This is a genomic window from Psychrobacter sp. 1176_08, assembly GCF_052850615.1.
Genome location: NZ_VXCU01000006.1, coordinates 218,229 through 239,930, shown reverse-complemented (window position 1 = coordinate 239,930; position 21,702 = coordinate 218,229). Strand labels below are relative to the sequence as shown.

Genomic DNA, 21,702 nt, shown 5'->3' with positions numbered 1-21,702 from the left:
GCATCTCTACTCGGCTGGCATAGCAGAAATCTGCTCTGCCAGATTTTGATCAAATGGGCGACACAGTGCCGCAAATTTTGCCTGAATGTCTTTCAAATCAGCCAACGTATTGCCAGCGAAGCGTGCCGTCAAATTATGACTGGTATTTGATTGGCGCAGTACGCCAAAACCGTGTGCAAAATCTAAACGTACGCCATCGATGCAGCTCAGCTTTGTGCCTACTGGTAGTAAATGCCGCGCTTGTTCACGCGTTACGTGATGCTTGTCTGTTGAACATTCACACAGTGACGACGGACATGTATCTAACTGGTAATGACCAAAATCGCTCTCGGTCGTGGTCGTCACAAGCTTGCGTAAATAATGACAAAGTCTCGCCAACTGCTCTACAACAGGGCACTCTTGGTCAGCAGTGTTGGGCATTGGCAAGTAATGATCTGCCGTACTGACTATGGCTGGCAAGCATTGAGTAATGTTGGTCAAAGCATGTTTGCTATCAATGGCTGATAACCAATGCAGTAAACGTAAAGCGGCGTACATGGCGTCATCATAAATAATAAAATGGCTGTCGTTAAATATAAAGTGACCGGACAACTCACCTGCAAAAATAATGGGGCTATTAGCAGATTGCATGCGTTGACGCATAAAACTACTGCCTGTTTTGCTGAGTACAGGTGTCGAGCCAAGCTTGGATAATAAGCTCGGTAGATGATGAGAGCACTTGATATCAAATAAGATTTGCGGTGTGGATAGTGAGTCTATTAGCGATTTTGGGCGTTCAGCCAGTGCAACCTGTGCCAATAAATAGAGCAGATGGTCAGAGCTGACAACGTTACCGTTATTATCGACCATCATCAGGCGGTCGCCATCGCCATCGAACGCCATACCTAAGTCCGCGTGGTGGGCAATTACGTTCTGCTGTAACTGTAGCAGACGATAAGGCTCAGTCGGGTCAGGATTACCAGTAGGGAACCTGCCATCTGGTGCGTCATTGAGCATGATGACTTGTCGGCAAAATCGCTCAAATAAGCGCTGTGCAATCGTGCTGGTTGCGCCATGCATACAGTCAATCACAATTACCAAATCAAGTTTATTAGACAAGCGGTAGTCAGTTTGTTTATCAGAGGGATAAATCTTTGCAAAGACTTGAGTAATGGCGGTCATGTAAGCTGTAGCAACATTCTCACTGGTTAAATCGATGGATTCATGGCTGATGGCTGAATCTATTGTCTGTAACGGTAAGTGTTGATCTGGACGGTCTGCTTGAATACGGAGGCAACTTTTTGTTTCGTTGATAATGAGCTGCTGATAAAGAGATTGAATTTGTCTGCTATCAGGAGATTTATGGTCTACTAGCCATTTAATACCTAAAATGTCTTTGGCGGAATGACTGGCTGTTAAAACAATCCCATGACCCTGATATTGCTGTGCCCAAAAAGCCATCATGGGGGTGGTGATCAACCCGAGCTGAATAACTTGTATGCCATGTTGAGTCAAGATGTGGGACAGTCCTTGAGCAATACGGTCGCTACCACATCGCACATCATAGCCCATTACGATAATAGGGTGTTTAGAGTGCGTGTTTTTTTGGTCGTTAAAGGTAGTTGTATAGAGAGTAGCAAAAGCCCTGCCTAACGCTTCTATGAAGTGAGGCGTAAAAAGCTTGTATGATCCGCGAATATCATACGCACGAAATAAGGATTGCTGCGCAGCAAAAGGTGACATTGCTTACTCTCCTTATCGGCGTAATCTGTATTGTTGTAGCGGGTTATTGTAAATCATCATTGTTAGCCAATAGGTCTGCCAGCGATAATGGCAAAGACCTCAGTGATACTACTGAGCCGACGTGAATATTATCACTTTACGATGTGTCATCACTGTTTAATCTGGTAAATTGCTAGGCTAATAGTATTAACGACTAACAACTACTGACGACCAGAATGACCGAAACCACCTGCACCGCGTGCGCTCTCGTCACTAAATTCTGTGACTATCTCAAACTCAGGACGGGCAACGGGTACGACCACATACTGCGCCATACGTTCTGCTGGATTGAGAATAAAGTCTTCTTGACTGCGATTCCAAATACTGACCATCAGTTCGCCCTGATAATCGGCATCAATCAGCCCAACCAGATTGCCTAAGACGATACCATGTTTATGACCCAAACCTGAGCGCGGTAAAATCATGCCTGCATAGTTAGGATCTTGGATATAAACAGCAAGACCTGTCCCTATTAAGTGCGTGGTACCTGCCTTAATGGTTAAAGGCTCATCAATGCAAGCACGCAAATCAATACCGGCACTACCATCAGTGGCGCGAGTGGGTAGAGAAAAGGCCTCATCTTCAATGACTTTAGGATTTACCACTTTAACTTGGACAGCTTGCATAACGCACTCTCTTAACGATTTAATGGTTTTATAAATAAAATAAGGATCTTGATGTTTCAAATTTTTATTAAAGTATCAGTACACTGGCTAAGCCCAAAAATGACATAAAGCCAATAATATCGGTGACCGTTGTCAAGATAACGGAAGCGGATAGGGCAGGGTCGATATTCATACGTTTTAATAACAACGGAATACTGATGCCTGAGACATTGGCAACTGTCATATTAATCGCAATAGCAAAACCGATTACCGCACTAATTTTAGCATCATGAAACCATAATTGTGCAATAAACGCCATAATTATCGCCCATATGATACCGTTTATCGCGCCAACCCACAGCTCTTTATTGAGTAGCCATAAACGGTTAGACCCACCTATTTGACCCATGGCCATACCGCGAATCACGACAGTAAGCGTCTGTGAGCCTGCGATACCGCCCATGCTGGCAACCACAGGCATAAGAATGGCAAGTGCGACCACCTCTGCTAGTACCGCCTCAAACTGACCAATCACTGCTGCGGCCAGTAATGCCGTCCCCAAGTTGATACCCAGCCAGATGCTACGACTTTTTGCGCTGGTCAAAATCGGCGCAAACAGCTCTTCGTCTTGACTAACACCAGCAAGATTTTTCATGGTGCTATCGACATCATCTTGGATAATCTCCATGATGTCTTCACCATTTAATTGACCAACCAGCTCACCATGACTGTTAATGACAGGGGCAAAACGAATGTCTTCTGAACGAAAAATCGCGGCGGCATCTTGAATGTCTAAGCGATCGTTAATCGTGATGGCAGGATCAATCAGCTCTGAAACCAAAGTGTTTTGATCGTGTTTAATCAGATCGACCAAACTGAGCAGTCCAAGTAACTGTTGGCTTTGATCGACCACCAACAGCTCTTGGCTCTCATCGTCGAGCAACTCATCGTTTTCTCGTAGCCAATTTTGTACTTCAAATAAACTCACATCTTCTCTGACCTGAATCAGGTCAGGATCCATATAGCTACCCACTTCCCAGTCTTCATAAGTGTCGAGCTTGTTGACCTGTATACGGATGTCTTCGTCTAAGGTGGCCATGACCGAGGTACGAACGCTCTCAGTGACCGTATCTAAAATCTCGGAGATGTCTTGTGCATCAAGGTCTTGAGTAAATAAAGAGATCTCTTTTGATGAAATGTTTTCCATCAATGGCTGGCGTGTATCAAAATCCAGCTCAGCCAGTACTTCACCTTTAAGATGCTCAGGTACTTGCGCCCAAATCAGCAGGCGGTTCTGGGGAGGGAAAGATTCTAATAAGCTTGCGATTTCATATTCTGACTGCTTTTCTAAAAACTCTGTAATGGCATCGTAGGCCTTGTCAGCAACCAAACCCTGCAAGTAGAGGAGCTTATATTCAGCACTGTATTCTGCCGGATTGTAATCTCCTTGTAGCGTCGAGGGTCGTTCCTGATCAGGCATAGGGGTAGACATAAGGGTTCCCGTATTTTTAGAAAATGAAAATAAATACAAAAATAAAAATCAGTATTGAAAAAATTCGCTACTGATTTTTCTATTAAATAGTGCGTATTTGATACAGCTTGGACTAGTGTTTGCCAAGTAGTGCTCGAATATTGGCCAAATATTCATCGGCTACTTTTGCTGGATCTTTGGTCGCTTGTTTCTTTTTGGCTTTGGCAGGCCAGTCGATATGATCTTCTGGCAGCTCTTCTAAGAAGCGAGACTCTGAGGTGACACGCATCTGACCACCGGCTCGGCGCTGAGTGGCTAAGGTCAAGGTTAGCTCGCGGCGAGCACGGGTGATACCGACATACATAAGACGACGCTCTTCTTCGATCGTCTCGCTCAAGATAGAGTTACGGTGTGGCAGCATCTCTTCTTCAAGTCCCATGATGTAAACGTAATCAAACTCCAAACCTTTTGCCGCATGCAACGTCATCAGATTGACTTTATTGGTATTCTCTTCTTCTTGTTGCTGCTCTAGCATATCCAGCAAGACCAGCTTACGAATGATGGTGTCAATCGTTCGGTCTTCATCTTCTTCTGCACGATTGATCAATGACTGAATACTGGTGTACAGCATATCGATATTATCAATACGGTTTTTTTCTTGCTGCGGCGTTTTTGCATCGCTACGGACAAAATCAATATAACCTGTCTCATCGATCATTTGACGGACGATAGGGACGGGGTCAGGATGTTGATCCAGCTCACGCGTATAGTGCTCGATGAACTCACCAAACTCTTTGATTGTGCCATACGCTTTTGATGGCAACACATGTGCCAAACCAGCATGGGTACAAGAAGCCAGTAGCGATATACTATGCTCTTGCGAAAACAAGCCAAGTTTCTCTAGCGTTGCCGGTCCCATACCACGCTTGGGAGTATTGATAATACGCAAAAATGCGCTGTCATCTTCTGGATTCAAAATTAGACGCAAGTAACCCATGATGTCTTTGATTTCACTACGCGCAAAGAACGACTGACCACCCGATAATTTATAAGGCACTTGCAACTGGCGCAATTGCGCTTCCAACATACGCGCTTGAAAGTTGCTACGATAAAGAACGGCATATTGCTCCCATTCGTTACCAAAACGCAGTTTGTGAGTGACGATTTCTTTGGCAACGCGCTCAGATTCATCATCGTCATTGCGGCAGTTAATGATGCGGATTTTTTCGCCTTGTCCTTTGTCCGACCACAGCTTTTTCTCAAACAAATGCTCATTATTAAGAATGACCGCATTCGCTGAGGTCAAAATACGCGTGGTTGAGCGATAGTTCTGTTCAAGCATGACGATTTTTAGTTTAGGAAAGTCTTCTTTGAGTAGCGCCATATTTTCAGGTTTGGCACCGCGCCACGCATAGATGGATTGGTCGTCATCGCCCACGACTGTAAAGCGACCTTGTGGTCCAACCAAGTATTTAATCATTTCATACTGAGCCGTATTGGTATCTTGATACTCATCGACCAACAGATAGCGGATACGGTTTTGCCATTTGTCTCTCAGCTCTCTGTTTTCTCGTAGGATTTTCGTTGGTAATACAATCAAGTCATCAAAATCGACCGCATTGTAAGCGCGCAGATTACGCTCGTATAAGGCATAGAGCGTCGCAAAAATCATATCTTCTGGGTCGTCTAACGTTTCCATCGCCTTATCTGGCTCAATCAAATCGTTTTTCCAATCAGAAATCATCTTGATCGCTTTACCAACCAATTCACGACTTTCAGCGCCACTTAAGTTATCGCGCATCATCAGCTCCATCAGCAAACGCTTACTGTCATCGCTGTCCATGATAGAGAAGTTGCCCTTTAGCGGGGTATGAATAAGCTCGTAGCGTAAGAACTGTAGACCAAATTGGTGAAAAGTAGAGACCGTCAAACCGCGCATCTTTTCGCTTGGTAACAATTTGCTGACACGGGCTTTCATCTCACGTGCTGCTTTATTGGTAAAAGTCACAGCCGTGATGCGCTCAGCTGGCATGTTGCATTCTTCGATAAGGTAGGCAATCTTGCGCGTAATAACAGACGTCTTACCGGAGCCTGCCCCTGCTAATACCAGCAATGGACCGGAGACGTAGAGCATGGCTTCTTGTTGTTTGGGATTCAGTTGACTCATAACGTGACCTGTAAGACAAAGACTAAAAAGGATGGAGCGGAGAGCATCGTTTCAAAATGTAAAGATAAATATCGCGCATCTCATTAAAATTGGCATTGGGATGACGGATTAATAAAAAATCTTATAGTAAAAGCAGCAGAAATTTTTGCTCAATAATATTTTTATAGTCATAAGATATTGAATTTAGGTGGGCTATTATAAAGCAAAAACCATGACTTTAGGGCACCAGTTGCGTACTGATATCAGGAGATTAGACAATAGATCAAGGTCTTATGAAGCGATGATATGAGCGACGAGTTAAAAGCATGGATTTGGAGTTAATATAAGGTAACGTCTATATCATAATTTATATGCAAAAAAATACAGTTTTTTTGCATATAAAGTGACCGTTCAATACAGTTAAAAACTAGCTTTTAAGCGCCAAAATGCGTATAGTACGTAAATAATTTATGCCAGTTGTCACGTCATTATTAACCACGTGTAATGAGCTATTAAATCAATTAAATAAACTATCGGATATGATATTGATTTAATACGTTGATCTTACGTTGTTATGAGATGCGTTAGACGACCAGCCATTTATCCGTGTGCGTACCGGAATATGTTTAGTTGGTCACGTCTGACATCGTCGTTGATAAGTCTGATAATTGGTTATTACCAGCACAGTACCTAAAATAGTTACTTAAATACAGTGGCTCAATGACAGTCGCTTTGTGTTTTCGTCTGCGTTATGCGTGTCGCTAGACGACCTTGAATAGGTCAGTACTTGCGCTGCGCTTAACACTCTATTGGGTGAGGAGCACGTATTATCATGTCTGCTTTTAATTGGTCAGCAGTTGCTTTTATTCTAGCCGCCATTGGGTTAGTTGTCTTTATGCTGGTCGTTCCGCGCTTACTTGGCGGACGTTCTCAGGGCTCACAAAAAGAAGAGATATTTGAAGCGGGTGTTGTCGGAGCTGGCAACGCCCGTATTCGTTTGTCTGCCAAATTCTATTTGGTGGCGATTTTCTTTGTTATCTTCGATCTAGAAGCCCTCTATCTTTATGCTTATGCCGTTTCGGTACGAGAAGCAGGCTGGCTTGGCTTCGCCGCTGCCACTGTGTTTATTACCATCTTAATCATTGGTTTGATATACGAGTTGAGTTTGGGGGCGATGAACTGGGCACCTGCTGATAAGCGTCGCAAAAAAGCACGCCTATATGCAGCGCCTGTTGGCTTCAATTTGGCAGATATCACAGGCTTTGATGGCGTTGATGAATTGGTTGTTGATCCTACAGGTAAGATACCAGCACAGTCTTCTGGACAGATTAATGTCTCAAATAACATTGAGACCAATCGTCGTCACTTACAAAATATCGATCATATTAATACCACAGGTAATGTTACTTCCGTGGATTTTGTATCGCCTGTGCCCCAAGATCACGTTGGACGCTAACTACTTTTGCCTATCTCTGTCTAAGCTTCTAATAGCTTGGACAGATGGACGGTGAGGGTATGATCACAGAATCCTGTTCGTATACTACGTTTGTATTGATGACCATTTATTCATAATAGAAGTTAAGGCAGTGGTGATGGCAAGATGCTTGTCACGCTAGGCCTAATAAAAAGGTTGTATGTTATGAAATACACATTAACAAAAGCCAACCCTGATGCAGATGTCTATCCTGCACAGACCAGTCAAACGGTTAATGATCCTATCGAAGACGAAGTCAATAAAAACGTCTTTATGGGTCGTCTAGAAGACCTCGTTCACTCGACAGCAAATTGGGGGCGCAAGCACTCATTATGGCCATTTAACTTTGGTACATCTTGCTGTTATGTCGAATACGCTACCACATTAACGGCCGTTCACGATTTATCCCGCTTTGGGGCAGAAGTTATTCGTGCCTCGCCCCGTCAGGCAGACGTCATGATTGTGGCTGGTACTTGCTTTGTAAAAATGGCGCCTGTGATTCAGCGTCTATATGAGCAAATGCTTGAGCCAAAATGGGTGATTTCTATGGGTGCTTGTGCCAACTCAGGCGGTATGTATGATATTTATTCTGTCGTGCAAGGCGTTGATAAGATTATTCCAGTGGATGTTTATGTGCCAGGTTGTCCACCGCGTCCAGAGGCCTTGATTCAAGGTCTAATGTTGCTACAAGAGTCCATCACCAAAGAACGTCGTCCGTTGGGTATTCATGTCAATGAGCAGGGTATTTATCAGCCTCAAATGACGCCTGAACGTGACCGTAAGCAAGCAGATCGTATTGCGGTCAAAAACTTACGCAGCCCAGACAGTATTTAGTCATCTGGTATTGAGCAAGTAAACTGTCTCAATAATAAACAATCACTAGAAGGGCTAGTACGCTTACGCTCATCATAGTTCGGTTATGATTAACATAGTTCAGTTATGATTAATGAAGGAATATATCATTCATGGTCACGGTAGTCGAAAACATAGATCCTAAGATTAAGCCTGTCCCAGCCGTTATCACAGAGCTGGAGCAGAAGTATGCTGGCAAGTTTGTGATACAGCACACTGTGGATGAGATTCCAACGGTTTGGGTGGCTCGCGCTGATTTACTCGATGTGCTTTTATTCTTGCGCAAGCTTCCTAAGCCTTACGTCATGCTGTTTGATCTATCAGCGATAGATGAGCGCCTGCGCCAGCATCGCGGGGGCATGCCGGACAGTGACTTTACGGTGTTTTATCACCTAATGTCACTTGAGCGAAATAGTGATGTGCGCATCAAAGTAGCATTGAGTGAAGAAGATCTCAATGTGCCTAGTGCTACCCAGATTTGGCCCAATGCCAACTGGTACGAGCGCGAAGTGTGGGACATGTTTGGTATCGTCTTTACAGGTCATCCGCATTTGACGCGTATTTTATTGCCAAAATATTGGGAAGGTCATCCTTTGCGTAAAGAGTACCATGCGCGCGCGACTGAATTTACCCCATACTTCCTGAACACAGCCAAGCAACAATACGAGCAAGAGAACCTACGTTTTGTGCCAGAAGAATGGGGCATGAAGCGCTCAGGTCGTGATGAAGACTTTATGTTCTTGAACATCGGCCCTAACCATCCCTCGGCTCACGGTGCTTTTCGTTTGGTACTACAGCTTGATGGCGAAGAAGTGGTTGATTGTATTCCTGATATCGGCTATCACCATCGCGGTGCAGAGAAAATGGCTGAGCGTCAAACCTGGCACTCATTTATTCCTTATACCGATCGGATTGATTATTTGGGTGGGGTAATGAATGAGCTACCGTACATCATGTCGGTCGAAAAGCTAGCAGGTATCACGATTCCGCCTCGCGCCGAGACCATCCGCGTGATGATGAGCGAGTTTTTCCGCATCACTAATAACTTACTCTATGTCGGTACGTTCATTCAGGATGCGGGCGGTATGACGCCAGTATTCTATATGTTTACCGATCGCCAAAAAGCGTATGACGTCATCGAAGCTGTGACGGGTTACCGCATGCACCCAGCATGGTTCCGTATTGGCGGTACAGCGGCTGACTTGCCACGCGGTTGGCAGCGATTGGTTCGTGAGTTTTTGGACTGGATGCCAAAACGTTTGGATGAGTATGTCAAAGCCGCTCTACAAAACAGTGTATTAAAAGGTCGTACCCAAGGCGTGGCGCAATACAATGCCAAACAAGCATTGGCGTGGGGCGTGACGGGTGCTGGCTTGCGGGCAACGGGTTTGGATTTTGATCTGCGTAAAGCACGTCCATATATGGGCTACGAGAATTACGACTTTGAAATACCCGTAGGCTATAACGGTGATGCTTATGACCGCTGTATGGTAAAAGTCGAGGAGATGCGTCAGTCACTGCGCATCATTCGCCAATGTATGGATAATATGCCACAAGGTCCTTATAAAGCCGACCATCCACTCGCTGTGCCACCACCAAAAGACCGTACACTGAACGACATTGAAACATTAATCAATCACTTTATCTCGGTATCGTGGGGTCCTGTGATGCCAGCGGGCGAGTGCGCAACGATTGTAGAGGCGACCAAAGGTCTGAATAGCTATTACATCACATCAGACAAAGCCACCATGAGCTACCGTACCCGTATTCGTACGCCGACATTTGCACATTTGCAGCAGATGCCATCGGTAATTAATGGCTCGCTGGTATCTGATGCCATTATGTATTTGGCATCGATTGATATCGTGATGGCAGATTGTGATCGATAATATATTTCATTGAAATCGTAGTTATCTGACACAGTTTGCTAAGTATTGTAGTTAATAAATAAAGTCTATCATTATCAAAAAGATACGTTAATCCATATATTGCCGCCGAATGGCACACCAAAATGCAGTCATATTTCAAGACAGTGACAGAATTCATAACACTGTTTTGGTTAAAAGATGGAGCATGATGAGTGAGGAAAGATAGAAGATTATGAAAATTGTTTCCGACAAAATGCCAAAAGTAGATGTGGCAAGTATCCTCACCGCTGAGGAGATTGCTGCTATTCATGAATTTATGCACCATTATCCGCAAGCGCGTGCAGCCTCATTGGATGCGCTAAAAATAGTACAAAAGCGCAATGGCTGGGTGGATGATGCGCAAGTCAATGCCATTGCCAATATCCTAGATATTCCGATGTCAGATATGGATGGAGTCGCAACTTTCTTTAACCGTATTTATCGTCAGCCTGTCGGTCGTCACGTGATTCTTATCTGTGATTCAGTCGCTTGTTATCTGACTGGCTATGAGGCGCTATCGGCTGAAATAAGAGCGCAGCTAGGTATCGAGTATGGACAGACGACCACTGATGGTCGTTTTACGCTATTGCCGATTTGCTGTCTGGGTAATTGTGACAAAGGCCCTGCCGTCTTGATTGATGAAGATACTTATGGCCCTGTTCAGCCCACCGAGGTCGCGCAATTATTGGAGCTATACGCATGAGTTTAACGATTTCAGAGCAGATTGCTCGTCGCGGTCAAGGCAAAGCACCCAGTCAGCTTAACGAACAGCGCGTTCCAATTTATGGTGATAAAGCAACCGCGACTAGCGAGACCAGACCCTTGACATGGCGTTTGGCACATCATGATGCCGTGCTTGATTTGGCTACTTATGAATCTCTAAAAGGCTTTACTGGTTTAAAAGAAGCGCTATCTAAATCACCTAAAGACGTTGGCAACATGATTAAAGCTGCTAATGTCCGCGGACGTGGTGGTGCTGGTTTTAACGCAGGTTTGAAGTGGACGTTTATGTCGCCTCCTGATGGTTTGCCGCGCTATCTTATTTGTAATGCCGATGAGATGGAGCCGGGCACGTTTAAAGACCGTTTGCTCATGGAACGCCTACCGTTTCAATTGATTGAAGGCATGCTTATCACAGCGCATGCAATCGGTGCGACCGACGGTTATATCTTTATCCGCGGTGAGTATATCGTGGCCGCTGAGCGTTTGGTTGCCGCGATTGATGAGTGTTTAGCCAACAACCTGATGGGCAATAACATTTTAGGCTCTGACTTTAGCTTTAATCTTCATGTGCATACAGGCGCTGGACGCTATATCTGCGGTGAAGAGACGGCACTGATTAATTGTCTAGAAGGCCGCCGCGCTAATCCGCGTACCAAACCGCCATTTCCACAAATCTCTGGCGCATGGGGTCGTCCAACGGTTGTCAACAACGTTGAGACCTTATGCAATATGCCAGCCATTTTGAATCATGGGGTTGACTGGTATCAGTCATTGGCCAACATCAAAGGTACCAGTAAAACACCAGGCACTAAATTATTTGGTTGTTCAGGCTTGGTCAATGATCCTGGTCTGTGGGAGCTGCCTTTTGGTTATACCGCTCGCGAGATTATTGAAGAGTTGGCGGGTGGTATGAAAGACGGCAAAACGCTTAAAGCTTGGCTACCAGGCGGCGCATCAACAGATTTCTTGACAGCAGATCATTTAGACGTAGTCGTCGATTTTGACTCGATTCAAGAAGCAGGTAGCCGTATGGGTACGGGTCTTATTATGGTCGTCGATGAAGCGCAAGACATGGTGCCATTACTGCGTAATCTTGAGATTTTCTTTCAACGCGAATCTTGTGGTTGGTGTACACCATGCCGCGATGGTTTGCCGTGGGGCGTCAAACTGCTGACTGCTATTAATGATGGTGAAGGGCAGTTGGGCGACGTAGAAAAACTAGAAGGTCTGACGCGTGACTTGTGGATTGGTAAAACATTCTGTGCCCATGCTCCAGGTGCGATGGAACCACTCATGAGTGCGATTAAATATTTCCGTCCTGAATTTGATCAAAAAATTGCTCAGGCGGTTGGTGTAGATGTCATTGATGCTGCAGCCAATCAACAGCCAGTAGCGAAATAAGGAGAGCGGCATGGCAGTCATACATATTGATGGAACCACTGTCGAAGTAGATAGTAGCGATAACTTGCTACAAGCGTGTTTGTCTCTTGGCATTGATGTGCCATATTTTTGTTATCATCCCGCCCTCGGCTCAGTAGGATCATGCCGCCAGTGTGCGGTTAAGCAATACCAAAATAAAGAAGATATGGAAGCAGGTCGTGGTCGCCTAGTGATGTCATGTATGGTGGCACCTGGTGATGATATGTATATTTCGGTCACTGACGATGAGGCCAAAGCCTTCCGTAAGTCGATGGTTGAGTTACTCATGACCAATCACCCGCATGACTGTCCTACCTGTGAAGAAGGGGGGCATTGTCACTTGCAGGACATGACTTACATGTCAGGTCACAGCCGTCGTCGCTATCGTTTTACCAAACGTACGCATCACAACCAAGAGCTTGGGCCGTTTATTGCTCATGAAATGAACCGTTGCATCGCTTGCTATCGCTGTGTTCGCTTTTATAAGGATTATGCAGGTGGTGAGGATTTGGGCGTTTATGGCTCAAACAACCGTGTCTATTTTGGTCGTGATAAAGACGGTCAGTTTGAAAGCGAGTTTTCAGGCAACTTAACTGAAGTATGCCCAACGGGCGTCTTTACGGATAAGACGCATTCTGAGCGCTACAATCGTAAGTGGGACATGCAGTATGCGCCAAGCATCTGTCATGGCTGCTCAGCGGGTTGTAATACCTCGCCAGGTGAGCGTTATGGTGAATTGCGCCGTATTGAAAACCGCTACAATGGCGAAGTCAACCGTTACTTCCTGTGTGACCGTGGTCGCTTTGGTTACGGTTATGTCAACCGTGATGATCGCCCAACGCAAGCGCTTGAGCGTATCAATGATAAGCATGTCAAAATCAATATCGACTATGCGCTAGATGAAACCATCAAACGTATCAAAGACAAAAAGGTTATTGGTATTGGCTCACCACGTGCTAGCCTAGAAACCAACTTTGCCCTAAAAAACTTAGTTGGCTTTAATAACTTTTCAACTGGTCTTAATCACCAGCAGCAAGCTTTGGTCAATAAATGTATCGAAGTGCTTAGCACTGAGGGCATCTATAACCCAAGCATGACTGATATCGAAAGTTATGATGCCGTATTGGTATTGGGTGAAGACATCACGCAAACGTCATCAAGAGTCGCGCTATCAGTACGCCAAGCCGCTAAAAATGAAGGTCTGAAAATGGCAGCCGCGTTGCAGACTCAGCCTTGGCTTGCTGAACCTGTCAAGCGTATTGCCCAAGATGCTTTAAGTCCCGTTTATGTCATCGATGTGACCCAAACTAAGTTAGAAGATATCAGTAAAGTGAGTGTGGTAGCAACGCCTGAAGACATTACCAAACTTGGCTTTGAAGTGGCCGAAGAAATTGCTCATTTTTCTGATGATTTAGCCAAAATTGCTCATCCTCAGGACAGTAAGCAACAAGATGCCAGTGCTGATGCCAACATCGACGGTATGCAATCGCTTGCCCAGCAAATTGCTTATGACTTGATTCAAGCGGATAAACCATTAGTCATCTCAGGCACGGGTCTGTCGTCTGTTGCCTTAATAGAAGCAGCCGCGCAAATCACGCAAGTATTAACCCAAAAACGTGCTGCCATTCAAGCGACAGAGCAGCACCAAGTTGATGTTCATAATGAAAAAGTGAGAGCGGCAGAGCAGCAAGCCCAAACCGATCAGCCTGACGAAGATCAAGAGCTCTCAGCCAAACCAGAAAAACCTGACACTGGTACAAATAAAGAAGCGCAAGACGATGTTGAGCGTAAGCCAGCTGAGAAGCTTGAGCTAAAAGAAGTGAATGACAGCTATCATGCACAAGCGGGTATTTATCTGACGGTTCCTGATGCTAATAGTATGGGCGTTTGTATGCTTGGTGGTCAATCAGTCGAAGAGCTACTAGCGAGTGACTTTGATGTGGTCATCGTTGCCGAAAATCAGCTAACCGATGCAATAGATGCCAGTAAGTTAACACAGCTATTAGCTGATAAAACCGTGATTGCGCTTGATCATCAGTTGCTTGATTGGCACAAAGATGTTGATATCGTATTACCAGCAGCAAGTTTTGCGGAAGCTGATGGTACATTGATCTCGGCTGAAGGCCGCGCTCAGCGTTTTTTCCAAGTCTATGACAATAACTATTATCATCCAATGAGCAGTATTAAAGAAGGCTGGCGCTGGCTGCATGCTGTGCATAGCAGCTTAGAAGGCAGAGAGGTCGATTGGACGCAATTGGATGATGTGATTAATGCGTTAATAGTCACGCATCCTAAGCTTGCAGGTATCAAAGGCGCAGCGCCAGAAGCAGATTACCGCATTACTGGTCTTAAAATTGCACGTCAACCGCGTCGCTATTCAGGCCGTACTGCCATGCGCGCACCGATATCCGTCCATGAGCCAATGCAGCCAAAAGATTTAGACACAGGTTTAACTTTCTCGATGGAAGGTTATAGCGGTAAAGAAACGCCAAGCTCGATGATTCCTTTTGCCAATGCGGCAGGTTGGAACTCACCGCAAGCGTGGAACAAATATCAAGATAAAGTCGGTGGTCATCTAAAAAATGGTGATCCAGGTGTGCGCCTGTTTGATCGATTAGAACGTCTAGCCACTCGTCAGTATGTGGCACCTGAAGCCATGGCTGTGATCACAACGGATATGCAGCAAGGACAAGCCAAACTAGTTCCTATTTACAATATTTATGCCAGCTCAATGATGGTATCACGCAGTCCAATCGTCGCTGAGCAATTACCAGTTGCTGCATGGCGCATTGGTATTGATGATGCCAAAAACTGGAGTATTACTGCTGGTGACTATTTGGCCATTGAGATTGATAAGCAACAAATCACCTTGCCAGTCCAGCTTGTCGGTTACTTGGCGGAAGGCTGTATTGGTTATCCAGTCGGACAGGTGAGCATTATTCATCCGTCACTACCCGCGTCAGTACGCAAAGTGGATGCACCTGTTACGATGATGGGTAGCATGGCTAACGATATGATGAATGATAATAATACTGCGCAAATGAACGCAGCGCCGACCACCACACAGGAGGTGTGATATGCAAGTCACTCGTATTATTCCTGATGTGCCAAGCTTTTTGGCCAATAGCATGAGTTTCGATGCGTGGTCCATTCTATTTTTAGTGGGCCAATCACTGGTTATCTTTTTAGTCGTGGTACTCGTTGCGGCGATGATGATTGTCTATGAGCGCCGTATGTTGGCTTTGTGGCAGGATCGTTATGGTCCAAACCGTGTGGGGCCTTTCGGCTCGTTGCAGTTAGTGGCAGACATGCTCAAAATCTTCTTTAAAGAAGATTGGACGCCAAACTTTACTGATAAGTTTATGTTTACTTTGGCACCTGCGGTTGCCATGTTTACGGCATTGGCTTCATTTGCCATTATTCCTATCTCACCAACGCTTGGTGTCGCTGATTGGGATATTGGCATTTTGTTCTTCTTTGCCATGGCGGGTATCGCGGTCTACGCTGTGATGTTCGGTGGTTGGGCATCGGCGAATAAATTTTCTCTTTTGGGTGGCTTACGTTCAGCTGCACAGACGATCAGTTACGAAGTGTTTTTGGGATTGTCATTGATGGGTGTGGTTGCATTAACCGGCTCATTTAACTTGCGTGAGATTGTCGAGTCACAAATTGATGGCTGGTATATCATTCCGCAGTTTTTTGGATTTTTGACTTTTGTGGTCGCTGGTGTGGCCGTTACCCATAGACATCCGTTTGACCAACCCGAAGCTGAGCAAGAGCTCGCTGAAGGCTATCATGTCGAATATTCTGGCATGAAATTTGGTATGTTCTTTATTGGAGAATACGTCAACGTTGTCTTGATTTCTGCGCTGATGACGTGTTTGTTCTTTGGTGGCTGGCTTGCACCTTTTAACTTAGACATTCCATTTATTCCACCAGCTTTTTGGTTCATGATTAAGACACTGTTCTTTATGACCATGTTTGTTTTGGCTCGAGGCTCACTCATGCGTCCGCGCTATGATCAGGTGATGAACTTTGGCTGGAAAGTTTGCCTGCCAGTAACGTTGATTAATTTATTGATTACGGCTGCAGTCATTTTGATCTTTTCCCCAACGTTGTAATCATTACTAGCCATCACTGATGAACTAGGGTAAAGCTGATAAGGATAATAATCCCATGTTTACTACTATAAAAAAGACCGTCATTGGTATATTTACCATTGTCCGCAGCATGTGGATGGTCAATAGTCATGCGCTCAGGCCACGTGATACCATTCTTTATCCTGAAGAGCCGGTACCTGTACCGCCACGTTTTCGTGGACGTATTGTCCTAACGCGTGACCCTGATGGAGATGAGCGCTGCGTTGCCTGTAACTTATGTGCTGTTGCATGCCCAGTCGGTTGTATTTCGCTACAAAAAGCGGAGCGTGAAGATGGCCGCTGGTATCCAGAGTTTTTTCGGATCAATTTTTCACGATGTATCTTTTGTGGAATGTGTGAAGAAGCCTGTCCGACAACCGCTATTCAAATGACACCAGATTTTGAGCTTGGTGAATATAAGCGTCAGGACTTGGTTTACGAAAAAGAGCATTTGCTCATTTCAGGACCGGGTAAATATCCTGATTATAACTATTATCGTGTGACGGGTATGGCGGTCGCGGACAAACCAAAAGGTGCAGCTCAAAATGAATCTGCACCTATTGATCTAAGGAGCTTGCTGCCATGATGAATATCTTAAATCATCCTGAATTGGCAGGGTTTTATTCGCTTGCAGCCGTGGCTATTTTTGCCAGCCTGCGAGTGGTCACTCAAGCCAACCCCGTACATGCTATTTTATCAATGATTGTGTCATTGCTAGCGATTGCTGGGATATTTTTTGTGCTTGGTGCGCCATTCGCAGGCGCGCTTGAAATCGTGGTCTACGCAGGCGCTATCATGGTGCTGTTTGTCTTTGTCATCATGATGCTGAATCTCGGTATGAGTAATGATGAGCGCGAAGAGAAATGGCTAGATGCTGGCAGTTGGGCGATACCGACAGGTTTGACCATCATCATTGCTGTGATTCTTTATGCGCTGATTGGTCTTAATGACGACGGCACAGCGATGATTGGTGGTACCACCGTATCTGCCAAATTAGTTGGCACGGTGTTGTTTACCAAATACGTGATGCTGATAGAAGTAGCAGCCTTATTGCTGTTGGCAGCTTTAGTGGCCGCTTATCATTTGGGTAAAGAAGCCAATGATGACGGTATTGTGAGTGACGACAGCCATAAAGGGCAGCTGAGTGCGGCTCGCACCAAGTCGTACAATCACGATAGCTCTCATGTAGAAAACAATGCAGCAGAAACGGCTGAACCTTATGAATATAAAGATGTTGATCCACGTGACTATGTGGGTGTAAAACGAGTCTCGCGCAAGGAGTCAGACTGATGGTACTAGCAGCGAGCGTGGCACAAGACGTATCGAATGTGCCGTTTGCCCATGAAGTGGCAGGCTTAGTACAGCCTGCTGCTGAGGCACAAAACTTATTGGGAATGATACCGATGAGCCATGGATTGATTTTGGCAGGTATTTTATTTGCCATTGGTTTGTGCGGCGTCATGGTACGACGTAATTTCTTATTTATGCTAATGAGTCTTGAGATTATGATGAATGCGACAGCATTGGCATTTGTCATAGCAGGGAGTCGCTGGGTCGATCCAGATGGGCAGATTATGTTTATCTTTATTTTGACGTTGGCAGCAGCCGAGGCCGCCATTGGTTTGGCAATATTATTGCGGTTTTATCATAAGCGTGGGCATCTAGATGTCGATACCGCCAATGAGATGAAAGGATGATGTCATGAGTTTATTACCATTAACCTTTGTATTCCCGCTCGTTGGCTTTTTGATTTTAGCCTTTATGCGCGACAAGTTAACGGAGCAGGTGGCAGCGATTGTCGGTGTTGGCAGTATGCTGTTATCAGCATTATGTACACTGGTTGTCAGTTATACCTTTTTGAGCACCAGTCCAGCAGGAACGGTTGTAGAGATACCGATGTGGACATGGTTCCAAGTTGGTGATTTTGCGCCAAATTTTGGACTCAGCTTTGATGGCTTGGCATTGACCATGACTGGCGTCATTACTGGTATTGGCTTTTTAATCCATTTGTTTGCTGCTTGGTACATGAAAGGCGATACAGGATTTGCGCGCTTCTTTAGCTATATGAATTTGTTCGTCGCCAGCATGTTATTGCTGGTATTGGCAGATAACTTATTCTTACTCTATCTTGGCTGGGAAGGTGTAGGTATCTGTTCGTACTTGCTCATCGGCTACTATTATCATGATAGAGCCAATGGTCGTGCGGCGATAAAAGCCTTTACAGTCACGCGTGTGGGTGATGTTTTCTTAGCCTTCGGTCTGTTCTTATTGTTCCGCGAGTTCGGTACGCTCAATATTCAAGAGATTATCACGCGCGCGCCAGAAGTTTTTGATATCAATAACCCAATCATGATGTTAACCACTATGATGCTTGTGGGCGGTGCAATGGGTAAATCAGCCCAGTTGCCATTACATACGTGGCTTGCCGATGCGATGGCAGGTCCGACGCCCGTATCAGCGCTGATTCACGCTGCAACGATGGTGACAGCAGGGGTGTATTTAATCGCTCGTCTGCACCCATTATTTGAGCTGACGCCAGGTATTTTATTGTACTGGGTTGGCGGTGTAGGGGCATTAACGCTGGTCGTTGCTGGTTTTTGTGCATTAGCACAAACAGACATCAAACGTATTCTTGCGTATTCAACCATGAGTCAGATTGGTTATATGTTCTTAGCGTTGGGTGTGGGTGCATGGCAAGGGGCTATCTTCCATCTGATGACGCATGCCTTCTTTAAAGCATTGCTATTTTTATCATCAGGTGCGGTTATTCTTGCGGTACATCATGAGCAAGATATCTTTAAGATGGGCGGCTTACGTAAAAAGATACCATTGGTATTTTGGTGTTATATCGTTGGTGGCGGTGCACTCGCGGCTATTCCATGGGTCACCGTTGGTTTTTACTCTAAAGAAGCGATTCTTTGGGAAACCTATGCGACAGGCCATCTAGTACTGTTCTATATGGGTGTATTCGGCGCGTTCTTAACGGCAATTTATACCTTCCGTATGATTTGGATTATCTTCTTTGGTGAAGAGAAAACCCATGCACACAAATTGTCAGGGGTATCGTATTGGTTACCGCTTACTGTACTGCTGGTGCTATCAACAGCGGTTGGTGCATGGATTACGCCGCCATTACAAGGCGTGTTACCAGAGAGCGTTGGGCATCTATTAGAAGTGGCGGGTCAAGATCATGCTAAGCACACAGCAGAGTATATTGCGATGGGTGCGATGGCAGCTGGTTTGATCATCGCTGCGCTACTTTATGTGGTAGATAAGGGTCGCATGCTAACCAGCTTCAAACGTTCACGCATTGGTGGCGGGCTATATCACTGGTGCTATCACGGTCTAGGCTTCGATGCGCTATATGATCTAATTTTTGTAAAACCCTTTTTATTCATCGGCCGCTTATTTAAAGCCGACCCTATTGATAAAACGTGGTATGTATTACCCAAGCTGGCTTCAGCAGGTAATAAGATATTGTCTGCGACGCAAACAGGGTCACTTCGAGGTTATGCGACAAGCTTTGGCTTGGGCATGGCTGTGCTGTTGGTGCTGGTAATGATGACGGTGGTATAAGATGATTGAGTTACAACAAACGTGGATGCTACCAGCATTGATTGCAATTCCTTTTATTGCAGGGTTGCTGTGTTGGATAGTAGAGCGATTTAATAAGCGTCTGCCGCGCTGGATTGCGTTGGTCGGTATGATATTGACCTTTGCACTATCACTGGTGCTCTGGCAGTACGGCAATTTTAGTGGTATGAGCAAACAAGTCATTGCACCAGACTCAGCAGTGCCTTGGGTTGCTGAATTCAGTGTGCCGTGGATACCAAGTTTTGGTATCAGTTTTCATTTGGCGCTAGATGGTTTATCACTATTAATGGTGGCATTGACAGGTCTGCTCGGTATTGCTGCTGTGGCCTGCTCATGGAATGAAATTCAACGCCGTGTTGGTTTCTTTCATCTAAACTTGCTGTGGAGTCTGGGCGGCGTCATTGGTGTTTTCTTAGCCATTGATTTGTTCTTATTCTTCTTCTTCTGGGAGATGATGCTGGTTCCTATCTATTTCTTGATCGCTATTTGGGGTCATGATGTGGTCGGTAAAACCAAAGAATATGCGGCCACCAAGTTCTTTATCTATACCCAAGCCTCTGGTCTTATCATGCTGATTGGTATTTTGATATTGGTTATTATCAGCTACGCACAAAAAGGCGTAGTGAGCTTTAACTATAATGATTTACTCGGTACGTCACTTGGCGGCTGGGAATATCCAATCATGCTGTGCTTCTTTATTGGCTTTGCGGTTAAGTTGCCGATTATCCCGTTCCATGGCTGGTTGCCAGACGCGCATGCGCAGGCACCAACAGCAGGTTCGGTGGATTTGGCAGGGGTTTTGATTAAGACTGCGGCTTATGGTTTGATTCGATTTGTTTTGCCGTTATTTCCTGTGGCATCTCAAGAGTTTGCGCCGATTGCAATGACGTTGGGTACGATTGGTATCTTTTACGGCGCTTGGCTGGCCTTTATGCAAACCGATATGAAGCGTTTGCTGGCTTATACCAGTATCTCGCACATGGGATTTGTGGTATTGGCTATTTATGCAGGAACGTTACTCAGTCTACAAGGTCTGATGATTCAGATGCTGGCGCATGGTTTAAGCTCAGCGGCACTCTTTATCATGGCAGGTCAGTTGTATGAACGTTTGCATACGCGCGATTTGACTTTAATGGGCGGCATGTGGGGACAGTTCCGTTACTATGCACCGATATTGATGTTCTTCTGTGCCGCGCTGCTGGGTATCCCTGGTACAGGTAACTTCATCGGCGAATTTATGATCTTATTTGGCTCATTTGCTCAATATCCTGTATTCGTGGTATTTGCAACGTTTAGCTTGGTATTGGCAGGGTTGTACTCGCTAATATTAATCCATCGTGCGTTATTTGGAAAAAACAATATTGCAGCACTGGCGCTCGAAGAGACCAAATCACATGGGTTGCCCACGCGCAGACTCAAAGATTTGGGCAAACGTGAGCTGTCATTGTTACTGGTATTGGCCGCTGGACTGGTATGGCTTGGACTTTATCCGCAGCCGTTCCTCGATACGTCGAGTCACGCGATGCAGTGGATCAACAATGCGTATATATACAGTCAAGTAACACAGGTAGATGCATCGCAGTTGCTTGATGCAATGGAGGCACGTTAAGT

General features: G+C 45.3%; 16 protein-coding genes. 12 read left to right on the top strand and 4 right to left on the bottom strand.

Annotation, left to right across the window (positions count from 1 at the left end; all coding sequences use genetic code 11):
* Positions 1-6: 6 nt before the first annotated feature.
* The 4 genes from FW759_RS09800 to FW759_RS09785 all read right to left on the bottom strand — a co-directional run bounded on the left by FW759_RS09800 (position 7) and on the right by FW759_RS09785 (position 6,004).
* Positions 7-1,722, bottom strand: a complete 1,716-nt coding sequence (locus tag FW759_RS09800) for a phosphomannomutase (RefSeq protein WP_446442869.1) — start codon at positions 1,720-1,722, stop codon at positions 7-9.
* 200 nt (positions 1,723-1,922) lie between these two features.
* Positions 1,923-2,387 carry a dUTP diphosphatase gene (gene dut / locus FW759_RS09795; RefSeq protein ID WP_446442868.1) on the bottom strand — a complete coding sequence of 155 codons (465 nt, stop codon included), beginning with the start codon at positions 2,385-2,387 and terminating at the stop codon, positions 1,923-1,925.
* Between the two features lie 67 nt (positions 2,388-2,454).
* Positions 2,455-3,858 (bottom strand): magnesium transporter, encoded by a 1,404-nt coding sequence (gene mgtE / locus FW759_RS09790; protein ID WP_084387244.1) that lies wholly within the window; start codon positions 3,856-3,858, stop codon positions 2,455-2,457.
* Positions 3,859-3,970: 112 nt separating this feature from the next.
* Positions 3,971-6,004, bottom strand: a complete 2,034-nt coding sequence (locus tag FW759_RS09785; protein ID WP_446442867.1) for a UvrD-helicase domain-containing protein — start codon at positions 6,002-6,004, stop codon at positions 3,971-3,973.
* An 811-nt stretch (positions 6,005-6,815) separates the two neighbouring features.
* Between FW759_RS09785 and ndhC the strand changes: the two genes are divergently transcribed.
* From ndhC to nuoM, 12 genes are all read left to right on the top strand, one after another.
* Entirely contained in the window at positions 6,816-7,439 is a 624-nt protein-coding gene (ndhC, locus tag FW759_RS09780; RefSeq protein ID WP_446442866.1) for an NADH-quinone oxidoreductase subunit A, read from the top strand.
* 183 nt (positions 7,440-7,622) lie between these two features.
* Complete coding sequence (locus tag FW759_RS09775; RefSeq protein WP_062844008.1) at positions 7,623-8,291, top strand: NuoB/complex I 20 kDa subunit family protein; 669 nt, start codon at positions 7,623-7,625, stop codon at positions 8,289-8,291.
* Between the two features lie 131 nt (positions 8,292-8,422).
* On the top strand, positions 8,423-10,198 hold the full coding sequence (gene nuoC, locus FW759_RS09770) for an NADH-quinone oxidoreductase subunit C/D (RefSeq protein ID WP_062844009.1): 1,776 nt from the start codon (positions 8,423-8,425) through the stop codon (positions 10,196-10,198).
* A 211-nt stretch (positions 10,199-10,409) separates the two neighbouring features.
* Positions 10,410-10,919, top strand: coding sequence for an NADH-quinone oxidoreductase subunit NuoE (gene nuoE, locus FW759_RS09765; RefSeq protein WP_062844010.1), 510 nt, complete (start codon positions 10,410-10,412; stop codon positions 10,917-10,919).
* Positions 10,916-12,340, top strand: coding sequence for an NADH-quinone oxidoreductase subunit NuoF (nuoF, locus tag FW759_RS09760; RefSeq protein WP_446442865.1), 1,425 nt, complete (start codon positions 10,916-10,918; stop codon positions 12,338-12,340). Before nuoE ends, nuoF begins: the two co-directional genes overlap by 4 nt.
* Positions 12,341-12,350: 10 nt before the next feature.
* On the top strand, positions 12,351-15,434 hold the full coding sequence (gene nuoG / locus FW759_RS09755; RefSeq protein WP_446442864.1) for an NADH-quinone oxidoreductase subunit NuoG: 3,084 nt from the start codon (positions 12,351-12,353) through the stop codon (positions 15,432-15,434).
* A 52-nt stretch (positions 15,435-15,486) separates the two neighbouring features.
* Positions 15,487-16,479 (top strand): NADH-quinone oxidoreductase subunit NuoH, encoded by a 993-nt coding sequence (gene nuoH, locus FW759_RS09750; RefSeq protein WP_443504937.1) that lies wholly within the window; start codon positions 15,487-15,489, stop codon positions 16,477-16,479.
* 55 nt (positions 16,480-16,534) lie between these two features.
* Positions 16,535-17,083 (top strand): NADH-quinone oxidoreductase subunit NuoI, encoded by a 549-nt coding sequence (gene nuoI / locus FW759_RS09745; protein WP_062844013.1) that lies wholly within the window; start codon positions 16,535-16,537, stop codon positions 17,081-17,083.
* Positions 17,080-17,787 carry an NADH-quinone oxidoreductase subunit J gene (gene nuoJ / locus FW759_RS09740; RefSeq protein ID WP_446442863.1) on the top strand — a complete coding sequence of 236 codons (708 nt, stop codon included), beginning with the start codon at positions 17,080-17,082 and terminating at the stop codon, positions 17,785-17,787. The genes nuoI and nuoJ overlap by 4 nt, the downstream gene beginning before the upstream one ends.
* A gap of 98 nt (positions 17,788-17,885) precedes the next feature.
* Complete coding sequence (gene nuoK, locus FW759_RS09735) at positions 17,886-18,194, top strand: NADH-quinone oxidoreductase subunit NuoK (protein WP_062845843.1); 309 nt, start codon at positions 17,886-17,888, stop codon at positions 18,192-18,194.
* Between the two features lie 4 nt (positions 18,195-18,198).
* On the top strand, positions 18,199-20,073 hold the full coding sequence (gene nuoL / locus FW759_RS09730) for an NADH-quinone oxidoreductase subunit L (RefSeq protein ID WP_446442862.1): 1,875 nt from the start codon (positions 18,199-18,201) through the stop codon (positions 20,071-20,073).
* 1 nt (position 20,074) lies between these two features.
* Positions 20,075-21,700: an NADH-quinone oxidoreductase subunit M gene (gene nuoM, locus FW759_RS09725; RefSeq protein WP_446442861.1), complete on the top strand. Its 1,626-nt coding sequence runs from the start codon at positions 20,075-20,077 to the stop codon at positions 21,698-21,700.
* Positions 21,701-21,702 lie beyond the last annotated feature (2 nt).